Genomic DNA, 10479 nt, shown 5'->3' on the forward strand with positions numbered 1-10479 from the left:
CCGGGGCGTCCAGGTGCGGATGGGCCAGTGCCACGTCCGCCGCTGGACCGACGAGATCCTGCCGCTGCTCGCCGGGGACGACGACCCGCTGGGCGTGGCGGACCTGCGGACCCACCGCCTGCCGCTGGCCGAGGCGCCGCAGGCGTACGAGATGTTCCAGAAGAAGACCGACGGCTGCATCAAGGTCGTGCTCGAACCCTGAGCCGGGCGACCCGTCCGACCGACCGGCGGGTCCCGGTGACCACGGGTGGGCAGTGGTGGACACCGGATGGGCTGTCGGGTGAGCAGCCGAGCGGGCCACCATCCCCGGCATGTCGACCACACTCCGTGCACCGACCCGGGTACGCCCCGGTCGGCCCCGTACCGCCGGGGGCCGTCGCGGCGGCCTCCGCCGCCGGTCAGCCCTGCTGACCGCCGCCCTGCTGGCGGCCACGGTCACCACCACGTCCGCCACCACCGGAGTCACCGCCGCCGGGGCCACCGCTGCCACCGCCGCGAGCGGGGCCGCCGCGCCGTTGGCGGCGGCCAGCCCCACCAGCCCGCCGGTCGTCCCCGCCGCCTTCCCCGGCGGGTGGTACGAGTTCCGCAACGGCCAGACCGGACAGTGCCTCGACGGCAACGGTGGCGGTGACATCTACGCGCACCCCTGCAACGGCGGCCAGTACCAGCAGTGGCACTGGGACCCGATCTACGGCCAACTGCGGCAGCGGGCGACCAACCGCTGTCTGCAGCACCACACGGCACAGCGGCGGGTCACCTCGATCTGGTTGCCCTGCGTGAGCGTGGACACCGCCGGCACCGCCTGGGACGCCCTGCCGCTGCGGCCCGGCACCGAACTCCAGTTCTCCCCGGGCAACCACCCGGGCTGGTGCCTGGACAGCAACGCCGAGTTCAACCCCGGCAGCAACACCCGCAAGGTCTTCCTCTCCGGCTGCCACATCGACGACCGGGGCCAGGCCTGGCGGTACACCCGGCTGTGACGACCTTCCCACCCCGGACCGGAGACCCGTTCCAGACTGCGACAGGAGACCAGATGTCGACCGACCCCTCGTCGGGACGCCGCACCCGCCGGGTCGTCGGCTGGCTCGGCACCGTGGCCGTCGTCGCCGCGCTCGCCGCCGTACCGGCCGGGCCGGCGTCCGCCACGGCCGTACCGGGCGACCCGGCCCCCAACACCACGCACCTGTTCCTGCTGCGCAACAAGCAGAACGGGTGGTGCCTCGACGGCAACGCCGGTGGCAGCGTCTACGCCCTGCCCTGCCGGCCCGACCACCCGTACCACCAGTGGCTCTACTCGGGCCTCGACATGACCTGGCGGCAGATCAATCTCGACCGCTGCCTGTACGGCAACGAGAACCGCGTGGTGGCGACCACCGGCTGGTTCTGCGCCGCCAGCGGCACGTACACCTCCTGGCTGAACCGCGCCACCGGCACCACCGCCGAGTACATGATCTACAACTACGGCACCGACATGTGCCTGGACAGCAACGACGAGTACAACCCGGGCAGCAACACCAGGAAGGTCTTCCTGTCCGGCTGCAACGCCGACGACCGGGGCCAGCGGTGGATCTTCGACACCGTCGGTGCCGCGTGAGCCCCCGGCGTTTCCTCCCCCACCCCCGACCGACAGGAAGGTTCGGCATGCGAAGGACGATCACGGCACTCGTCGTGGCCACGCTGGCAGCGGTGACCGTGCCGCAGGCCCCGGCCCAGGCGATCATCGGCGGCGCGACCGCCGGGCACCTGCGGGGTGCCGTCCAGGTGAACGCACGCGGCGCGTACGTCTGCGCGGGCATCCTCATCGACACCCGGTGGGTGCTGACCGCCGAGCACTGCGTCGAGGCCTATTCCACCCAGGAGGTGACGGTCCTGGCCGGCAGCCGGGAGCGGGGCGCGGGGCAGAGCCGGGGCGTGATCCGCATCGAGGAGTTCGGCCTGGGCGACGCCGCCCTGCTCCAGTTGGGCAGCGCCGTCACGCAGATGCCGCCGGTGGCCATGATCCAGCCGGGTCTGCTGCCGGCCATCAACACCAACCTCGCGGCCTCCGGATGGGGCAACACCGTCGCCAACAGCCCCTGGTCGGTGCTGGCCCCCGCGCTGCGGGTCTGCACGGTCCGGGTGACCAACTACGGCCTCAACGAGGACGGCGTCTACCAGCTCCAGGGCGTCTGGTCCGACGGCATCCAGGGCAGCGGGGACTCCGGTGGACCGCTGAGCAACGGCAACCACGTGGCGGTCGGCATGACCACCCACACCCGGGACCAGGAGCGGGCGTTCCTGGGGATCGCCCTCGGCGACCCCAAGCTGCGGCACTGGATCGACTTCGAGAAGGCCCGCCAGCCCGCCGGCGGCTGAGCGTCGGCACCGGGCCGCACCCGTACCCCCGGGTGCGGCCCGGCAGCCGTCCGGGCTCAGCCGTCGCCGCCGGCCTCCAGCCGCCACAGCCGGTCGCAGATCCGCTGCACGCCCCGGCTGAGGTGCCGCCGGTAGGTGCTGAACGGCAGGCCGAGCCGCTCGGCGGCGGCGGCCTGGGTGGGCACCCGGTGGAAGTAGGTGGTGGCCACCACCCGGTGCAGGTGGGTCTCGCGCGGGTCCGCGCGCAACGCGTCCACGGCGGTGGTCAGCGCGTCGCGCAGCGCGTCGACCGGGGCGTCCCCGCCGGCCCGGTCGACGAACGGTCGGGTCCGCAGCAGCGGGCTGGCGGCCAGCGCGTCGTCGTGGTGCCAGTCGCGCAGGGCGGCGCGGACCGCCTCGTCGTGTTCCTCCCGGGTCGGCAGCACCACCGCCCCCGCCGGGAGCGGCTCGGGGTCGAGGATCCGCCCCGGCTGGGTCCGGTCGAACCAGACCGAGAGCGGGGTGACCCGCCAGTCGCACCCGAAGAGGGTGTACGCCTGCCCGTCCAGCACCGGCCGCTCGGGCACCGGCCGGTGCCCGATGTGCACCATCAGGTCGTGCCAGAACTCGGGGTTCGAGGCGATGATGAACGACCAGGCCAGCCGCCCGGACCGGATCCAGTCCGCGCACATCCGCAACTGCATCAGGTACGACACCGGCGAGATCGAGTGGTACGCCTCCGGGTGCACGATGTACCGGGCCAGCAGCACCTCCTCGCCCGGACGCGGCAGCCCCGACCGGCGCAGGTGGGCCCAGACGGTGGCGGCCACCGGATCGACGGACCCGCCCTCGTCCGGGACGGTCAGCCGTAGCCAGGCCAGGAACGCGACCAGCTCCCCGCTGGCCGACCGGCGGTAGACCCGGAAGCTGTCGGGCTGCGCGGTGAGCCAGTGGTCGACCACGGCGGCCGACTCCTCGCCCTCGCAGTCCACGGTCATCTGCCGGATCGGCCGGTGGTCACCGGGGCGCAGCACGTCCTCGTAGACGTCGCCCTCGTGCGAGATGCCCCGGAAGTAGGGGCCCATCGCGCCGAACCGCTTCAGGTAGGTCAACTCCCGCATCGCCGACAGCACCCGGGGCTCCGGCGCGGCCCGGACCTGCTCCAGCAGGTACCCGCCGATGCGGGCGTGCCCGTCGTCGTACCGGTGCGGGTCGCGCCACCGCAGGTCGGTGTCGACGACCTCCTTGACCAGGTCGTGCAGGAACAGCCCGGCCGGTCCGGGCTCGACGAACGGCAGCCCACGCAGCCAGCGGAACAGCGGCCCGGCGTCGTCGACGGCCAGCACCACCCGCAGCAGGGCCTCGGTGGTGACCAGGGTGTGCGCGGCGACCTCCAGGGCGCGCAGGTGCGCCGCCGACGGCACCTCCCCGATCAGCCGGCCCATCAGCGACGACACGACGTCCGGCGTGGGCGCCCACGTGTCGGGGGCGTCCCGGCGCGTCGGGGTGTCCCGGCGCGTCGGGGCGGACGGCCCGGTCGTCACGACGGCGGCGGCCAGCGTCAACGCCAGCGGGTGCCCGCCGGCGAAGTCCAGGATCGCCGGCCGGGTGCCGGGCGGTACCCCCTGGGCGTCGAGCATCAGCCCCGCCTCGGCCGGCGTCAGGTCCCGGACCGGCACCACCCGCAACGCCTCCCGCCAGGCGAGATCCGCCGTCCACGCGGGGTCGGGGGGCTCCCGGCCGGCCAGCACCACCAGGGTCCCGTCCGGCAGTTGGGGCAGGTACCGCTCCCGCAGCCAGACCTCCAGCCCCTGGCAGCGCTCGAAGGCGTCGACCAGCAGCACCACCCGGTCGTTGAGCATGGCCGGCGCGGCCTCGATCTCGAACGCCTGCGGAGCCGGGTCCACCAGCCGGCCGTCCAGCTCCACCACCAGCCGCCCCCCGTCGCGGCTCTCGTCGGCGAACCGGCGGAGCAAGGTGGACTTGCCCACTCCACCGGGGCCGTGCAGGAAGAACACCGAGGGGGTGCCGGGCGCTCCGGCGAGCGCCGACCGGAACGGCGCCAGTTCGGCGGCGCGGCCGACGAAGGCCTGGTCCCGGGTGGTGCGCAGCAGGCCCGCCAGGCGGGGCCGGCTCGACGACATGGCGTCAGCCTAGTACCCGCCCGACGCGGACCGTAGCCTGTGGACGGTCCGCCGCCCGGCCCCGGACGCGGCTCGTCCGGCGGCCGGCAGCAGGGCGACGCGGGGTGGCGCGGCGGGAGACGGGCCCGGGACGGCCGGCACCGGCGGCGGGTACCGCGCCGGGCCGGTCCCGGCCCGCGCCCCGGCTCCGGGCCGGGGCCAGCCTCCTGGCCGGGGAGCGGAAGGATTCGACGACGGCTGACCGGGTAGCAGGTCGACGGGGCAGCGGGGCACGCCCGAGGCCCGACGGGTGGTGAGGAGGGGACGTATGCGCGCGGTGGGCCGGATGTGCCGGCGGCGGTGCGACCCGGTTCCGGGCGGAAGCGTCCTGCGGGCCACGGTCGTGGGCGAGCCGTGACCCGGACGGTGGTGATCACCGGCGCGACGAGCGGGATCGGCCGGGCCAGCGCCCTGGCGTTCGCCGCGCGGGGCGAGCGGCTGGTCCTCGCCGCCCGAAGCGCCGAGGAACTGGCCGGGGTGGCCGCCGAGTGCCGCGCGGCGGGCGCGGCGACGCTCGCCGTCCCGACCGACGTCACCGGTTCGGCCGGCGTCGAGGCGCTGGCCGACGCGGCGGTCCGCGAGTTCGGCCGGATCGACGTGTGGGTGCACACCGCCGCCGTGATGGTGTACGGCCGGTTCGAGGAGATCCCCGAGCGGGTCTTCGACCAGGTGATCCGGACCGACCTGCTCGGCGCGGCCGGGGTGGCCCGGGTGGCGCTGCGGCGCTTCCGCGACGCTGGCGCCGGCACCCTGGTGCTCGTCGGCTCGCTGCTCGGCCACATCAGCGCGCCGTACATGAGCGCGTACGTGGCCAGCAAGTGGGGGCTGCACGGGCTGGTCCGCGCCCTGCAACAGGAGGGGCGGGACGTTCCCGGGGTGGCGGTCTGCCTGGTCAGCCCCGGCAGCGTGGACACCCCGGTCTACCAGCGGGCCGCCAACCACCTGGGGTCGTCCGGCCGGCCCCCGCCCCCGGTGACCGACCCGGACCGGGTCGCCGCCGCCGTGCTGGACTGCGCCGACCGGCCCCGCCGGGAGGTGTCGGTGGGCCGGTTCACCGGGCTCCTGCGGTTCGGCTTCACCGTGCTGCCCGGCGTCTACGACGCGCTGGTCGGCCCGTTGATGCGTCGGCTCGGGCTGACCGGGCAGCCGGTCGCACCGCACGACGGGGTGGTCTTCGCCCCGGACCCCGCCGGAACGGGGGTGCGCGGCGGCTGGGGCCACGGCGTGGCCGGACTGCTCCGGGCGGCCCGCGACCGCGGGCCGGAATGACCGGCCACGCGGGAACCACCCACGAGGCCGCGACGACCGACGGCACCGCGACCAGCGACCGGGAAGCGACGACCGACGGCACCGCGACGACCGGCCGGGCCCGGAGCGCCGCCGCCCGCCGGACCGCCACCGCGCTGCGCCGGGTGGCCACCGGGTACGCGCGGCACCGTGACCGCGCCGGCGGGACCTGGCGGGCGTACGTCAGCGTCACCGGGCCGGACGGGCACCCGCGCGAGGCGGTGGCCGAGGAGCCGGACACCCCGGTCGAGGCGTACAGCGTGAACAAGATCGCCGTGGCGGTGGCGGTGCTGGACCGGGTCGACCGGGGGCTGCTCGCCCTCGACCAGCGAATCGAGGTGACCGAGGACCTCGTGGTGCCGGGCGGGGACGGGATCTTCGCGCTCGACGGGGCCTGGCCGAGCAGCGTCACCCTCGGCCACGCGCTGGCCACCCTGCTCACCGTCTCCGACGACACGGCGGTGCGGCTCTGCGGCCGGCTCTGCCCGGCGGCCGACCTGAACCGCGTCCTGCGCGCCAGGGGCCTCGGCCACACCCAGGTCCGGCCGGTGGCCGACCCGCACCGTTTCCACCTGGGCACCAGCACCGCCCGGGGTACCCACGACCTGCTCCGGGCGCTGGCCACCGGCGGCCTGCTCGCGGCGTCCTCGACGGCGTACCTGCTGGGGCTGCTCCGCTCCCCCGTGGCCTTCACCGACGGCATCCGGCGGGAGATGTCGTCGGCCGAGCGGGCCCGGGTGGCCACCAAGGCGGGCTGGTACGCCGACGGCCGGCACGAGGCCGGGATCGTCTTCGACCGCGGCGGCGCGCCGGTGCTGACGTACGCGCTCTTCGCCACCGGCCCGACCGGCGCGGACGACGTCGCCGCGACCCACCCGGCGGTGCGGGCCCGGTCGCGGATGGGCCGACCGTTCCTGGCCGCCGTGGACGGGCTCACGGGCCGCGCGGGCGGCCGGCCGGGGGCGGCGGCCATGTCCTAACGTGTACTCGCGGGACCGGTGAGGGACGGGGACGGGACCGGTGGAGGGGCGGGGAACGATGGGCACACCAACCGAGCGGGTAGGACGCGCGGGGCCGGGCCGGCGGATCGGCACGGCGGCCGGGCTGGCCGCCCTGGTCGGGCTGGCCTGGGTGGCCCGGGACGTGCCGGCCGCCCTCGGGGGCCGGCTGACCGGGTTCCGGGCCGAGCGGGCCGCCCGCTCCCCGCAGTTCCGCGACGGCACGTTCCACAACCAGGGGCAGAGCCGGTCGATGGCCGGCGCCCCCGACCGGGACCTGGTCCGGGATCTGCTCTTCGGCAAGCAGAAGCGCCGGCCCGGGGCGCCCGTGCCGCTGCTGCGTCCGGCCGCCCCGCCCGTCGCGCCCGACGGGCGCGAGCTCAACGTCGTCTGGTACGGGCACGCCTCGGCGCTGATCGAGATCGAGGGGCGACGGGTGCTGGTCGACCCGATGTGGAGCGAGCGGTGCTCGCCGTCGGCGGTGGTCGGGCCCCGGCGGCTGCACCAGCCCCCGGTCGGCCTCGACGAGCTGCCCGCCGTGGACGCCATCCTGATCTCCCACGACCACTACGACCACCTGGACCTGGCCACCGTCCGGGCGCTCACCGCCGGGCAGTCCGCCCCCTTCCTGGTGCCGCTGGGCGTGGGGGCCCACCTGGACCGCTGGGGGGTGCCGGAGCACCGGATCGTCGAGCTGGACTGGGCGCAGAGCCACCGGGTCGGCGGCCTGACCGTCACCGCCACCCCCGCCCAGCACTTCTCCGGCCGGGGGCTGACCCGTGACGCCACGCTCTGGAGTTCCTGGGTGGTCGCCGGCGCCCACCGGCGGATCTTCTACACCGGGGACTCCGGGTACTTCGACGGGTACGCCGAGATCGGCGCGGAGCACGGGCCGTTCGACGTGACGCTGGTGCAGATCGGGGCGTACGACCGGGCCTGGCCGAGCATCCACATGTTCCCGGAGGAGGCCGTCGCCGCCCACCTCGACCTGCGCGGCGGGCTGCTGCTGCCGGTGCACTGGGCCACCTTCAACCTGGCCCGGCACGACTGGGTCGAGCCGGTGAACCGGCTCTGGGCCGAGGCCAAGGCCCGGGACGTCCGCCTCGTGGTGCCCCGCCCCGGTGAGCGGGTGGTGGTCGACGACCCGCCCCCGGTCGACGGCTGGTGGCAGGCCGTCGCCTGAGGCTCAGAGCACGAAGGCGTCGGTCCAGAGCGCGCCGGAGCGGCCGGAGAGGACGTCCAGCATCGCCACCGCCTGACCGTCGGTGAGCTGGGCGACGAAGTCGATGATCGCCCGGCCCCGGGCCCGGCCGAGCCGGTCGGCGGTGCGCGGGTGCAGCTCCGCCTCGGCCAGCTCGACCAGGTCGTGCAGCCGGCGGGGCAGCCGGGACTCCTCCTCCGGGTCGAGCAGCCACTCCCACAGCGCCTCGACCAGGGTGCCGAGCAGCCGGGCCTGGCCCCGCTGGTGCAGGGCCAGGTCGGGGCGGGCCAGCACGAACCGGTGGTGGACGAACTTGAGCACCTGCACCTCGTGCCACTGGGCCGGGGCGAGCAGCACGTGCCCGGAGCGCATCGAGGGCGTGGCGGTCACGGTGATCGCGTCCACGAACCGGGTGGTCCAGCGGGCGGAGAACCGGGCCACGTACTGCTCCGCCTCGATCGAGCCGTCGAAGGGCAGCGCCAGCAGCCCCTCGACCAGTTCCGCCCGGACGTGCTCGACGGCGGCGGCGAACGCCTCGTCGTCGGCGATCCAGCCGTCCTTGCGGTGCAGTTGGCGGCGTAGCCGCTCGATGGCCGCGCCGGGCCGGCGGGCGACCCCGGCCAGCGCCGGGTCGGTGATCGCCCGGAAGTGCCCGCTCTCCCGCTGCCAGGCCATCAGCTCGGCGGCCACGGTGCCCTGCTGGAGCACCCCCACCCGGTAGAAGTCCTCCACGTCGTGGATGGCGTACGCGATGTCGTCGGCGGTGTCCATCACCGAGGCCTCGACGGTCTGCTGCCAGTCGGCGATCCGCCCGGCGAACGGCTCCCGGGCCTGGCGCAGGTCGTCCAGCTCGGTGCGGTACGCGCCGAACTTCGACGAGCCGCTGTCCGGGTCGTCCGGCGGCACGGTGGCGCCCCGGGGCGGCGGGTCCAGCAGGCGCGGGTGCGGGTCCGGGTGGTCCAGCCGGGTCCACGGGTACTTCAGCATCGCGGCGCGGACGGCGGCGGTCAGGTCGAGCCCGGTGGTGGCCGCGCCCCGGATCTCGGTGCTGGTCACGATCCGGTACGACTGGGCGTTGCCCTCGAAGCCGTCGGTGAGCCCGAGCCGCTGCCGGGCCAGCCGGTCCAGCACCCGCTCCCCCAGGTGCCCGAAGGGCGGGTGACCGAGGTCGTGGGCGAGGGCGGCGGCCTCCACCACGTCCGGGTCGCAGCCGCCGAGCGCATCCAGCAGCGCCCGGCGTTCCTCGTCGTCGACCAGCCGCTCGGCGATCGCGCGGGCCACCTGGGCGACCTTCAGGCTGTGGGTGAGCCGGTTGTGCACCAGCAGCCCGGACCCGCCGGGGCTGACCACCTGGGTGACCCCGGCCAGCCGGGCGAAGAACGGCGAGCTGACGATCCGGTCCCGGTCCGCCCGGAACGGGCTGCCGGCCAGGTCGCCCAGGGTACGGGCGCTGCCGCCGAAGAGCCGGCGGGCCCGGGCGTCCGCGGGTGCTTCCATGATCGCCAGGCTAGCGCGTCCCGTCCGCCGCCCGCCGGTCCCATCGTGCACGGCCCCGCCACGAGGCTCGTCCGGCCCCGTCGTCGTGGCCGGCGGCACCGGTGCGCCCCGGGTCAGGTGGGGCCGGACCGGAACGCCGGCTCGATGACGAAGACCTGGCCGCCCCGCCCCACGCAGCGCTCCATCACCACCTCCGTCCCCGCCTCGGTGCTCGACTGCCGGATGCCCGCACACCCGTTGCCGACGACGCGCAGCACATAGGTGCCGCCGTCGTACGAGCCCGAGGGCTCGATCCGGAAGTGGCTGGCGCGGACGCAGTCGTCCCACGGCTCCAGCAGGCCGATGCCGGGGCCGTCGGTCAGGACCACCAGGCAGCCGGGCCCGTAGTCGGGATGGTCCCACCTGATGCGGTACGTCCCCTCGCCCGTCGGTTGGATCGTCGTGGTCTGCGGCGACACCTCGTCGCACGGCCGTTGCACCGCCACCAGCGGCGTGTACCGCCGGTCCAGGACCCGGCCGTCGGTCAGGCAGAGGGTGGGCGCCGTGACGGGTCGGATGCGGACCTGGCCGAGGAGATTCGCCGGCAGCGGGTGATCCTGCCCGGCGGTGCGCGACGGGGTCGTGGTCGCCGCCGCCCCCGACGGCGCCCCGGTCGGGGGCGTCCCGGGCAGCAGCGCCCAGCCGCCCGCCACCACCAGGGCCCCGACGAGCAGGGCGAGCAGGACCGGAGCGCTTCTCTCCCCCGCGGTGGGCCACAACCGCGCCGCCGCCCGCCCCGGTTGCCCGGCCCGGGCGGGCCGGGCAGCCGGCCCCCGACGGGCGCCGCCGTCGGCTCGGTGGCCGCCGGGACCGGCCTCGCCGGTCGCCGGCCGGGACCCGACTGGGTCGTGCCCCGCCGACCCGGGGCCCACCGAGTCCTGCACCACCGGCCCCGGGCCCACCGAGTCCTCCACCACCGGCCCCGGGCCAGCCCAGTCCT

At 75.8% G+C, this 10479-nt stretch carries 9 protein-coding genes; 6 read left to right on the forward strand and 3 right to left on the reverse strand.

The window, feature by feature from the left end:
- Positions 1-311: 311 nt before the first annotated feature.
- Genes AWW66_RS19275 through AWW66_RS19285 form a run of 3 tightly spaced genes read left to right on the forward strand, consistent with a single transcriptional unit; the run spans position 312 to position 2355 of the window.
- Positions 312-980: an RICIN domain-containing protein gene (locus tag AWW66_RS19275; RefSeq protein WP_067368258.1), complete on the forward strand. Its 669-nt coding sequence runs from the start codon at positions 312-314 to the stop codon at positions 978-980.
- A gap of 53 nt (positions 981-1033) precedes the next feature.
- Positions 1034-1594 (forward strand): RICIN domain-containing protein, encoded by a 561-nt coding sequence (locus AWW66_RS19280; protein WP_067368261.1) that lies wholly within the window; start codon positions 1034-1036, stop codon positions 1592-1594.
- Positions 1595-1641: 47 nt separating this feature from the next.
- The gene (locus AWW66_RS19285) at positions 1642-2355 is read left to right on the forward strand and encodes a S1 family peptidase (protein ID WP_083978631.1); all 714 of its coding nucleotides are present in this window, start codon (positions 1642-1644) and stop codon (positions 2353-2355) included.
- 56 nt (positions 2356-2411) lie between these two features.
- Here the strand turns inward: AWW66_RS19285 and AWW66_RS36030 are convergent, their stop codons facing one another.
- A complete protein-coding gene (locus AWW66_RS36030) occupies positions 2412-4478 on the reverse strand; it encodes an ATP-binding protein (protein ID WP_067368267.1) in 2067 nt (688 codons plus the stop codon).
- A 393-nt stretch (positions 4479-4871) separates the two neighbouring features.
- On the opposite strand from AWW66_RS36030, the gene AWW66_RS19295 reads away from it, so the two are divergent.
- From AWW66_RS19295 to AWW66_RS19305, 3 genes are read left to right on the forward strand one after another with little or no spacing between them, the layout of a single operon-like run.
- A complete protein-coding gene (locus AWW66_RS19295; RefSeq protein WP_067368270.1) occupies positions 4872-5786 on the forward strand; it encodes an SDR family NAD(P)-dependent oxidoreductase in 915 nt (304 codons plus the stop codon).
- A complete protein-coding gene (locus tag AWW66_RS19300) occupies positions 5783-6784 on the forward strand; it encodes a serine hydrolase (RefSeq protein ID WP_067368275.1) in 1002 nt (333 codons plus the stop codon). The genes AWW66_RS19295 and AWW66_RS19300 overlap by 4 nt, the downstream gene beginning before the upstream one ends.
- Positions 6785-6842: 58 nt before the next feature.
- Positions 6843-7985: an MBL fold metallo-hydrolase gene (locus AWW66_RS19305; protein WP_067368278.1), complete on the forward strand. Its 1143-nt coding sequence runs from the start codon at positions 6843-6845 to the stop codon at positions 7983-7985.
- 3 nt (positions 7986-7988) lie between these two features.
- On the opposite strand, the gene AWW66_RS19310 is transcribed toward AWW66_RS19305, so the two are convergent.
- A complete protein-coding gene (locus tag AWW66_RS19310; RefSeq protein WP_067368281.1) occupies positions 7989-9500 on the reverse strand; it encodes a deoxyguanosinetriphosphate triphosphohydrolase family protein in 1512 nt (503 codons plus the stop codon).
- Between the two features lie 113 nt (positions 9501-9613).
- Positions 9614-10479 (reverse strand): RICIN domain-containing protein (locus AWW66_RS34475; RefSeq protein WP_425413287.1); only part of this gene is annotated, 866 nt, incomplete at its 5' end.

The sequence above is a fragment of the Micromonospora rosaria genome (assembly GCF_001567585.1).
GTDB classification, from domain to species: domain Bacteria; phylum Actinomycetota; class Actinomycetes; order Mycobacteriales; family Micromonosporaceae; genus Micromonospora; species Micromonospora rosaria.

Coding starts and splice junctions, on each gene's coding strand:
- AWW66_RS19300 (WP_067368275.1), top strand. CDS start 5,783: ATGACCGGCCACGCGGGAACCACCCACGAGGCCGCGACGACCGACGGC.
- AWW66_RS36030 (WP_067368267.1), bottom strand. CDS start 4,478: ATGTCGTCGAGCCGGCCCCGCCTGGCGGGCCTGCTGCGCACCACCCGG.
- AWW66_RS19275 (WP_067368258.1), top strand. CDS start 312: ATGTCGACCACACTCCGTGCACCGACCCGGGTACGCCCCGGTCGGCCC.
- AWW66_RS19310 (WP_067368281.1), bottom strand. CDS start 9,500: ATGGAAGCACCCGCGGACGCCCGGGCCCGCCGGCTCTTCGGCGGCAGC.
- AWW66_RS19280 (WP_067368261.1), top strand. CDS start 1,034: ATGTCGACCGACCCCTCGTCGGGACGCCGCACCCGCCGGGTCGTCGGC.
- AWW66_RS19305 (WP_067368278.1), top strand. CDS start 6,843: ATGGGCACACCAACCGAGCGGGTAGGACGCGCGGGGCCGGGCCGGCGG.
- AWW66_RS19285 (WP_083978631.1), top strand. CDS start 1,642: ATGCGAAGGACGATCACGGCACTCGTCGTGGCCACGCTGGCAGCGGTG.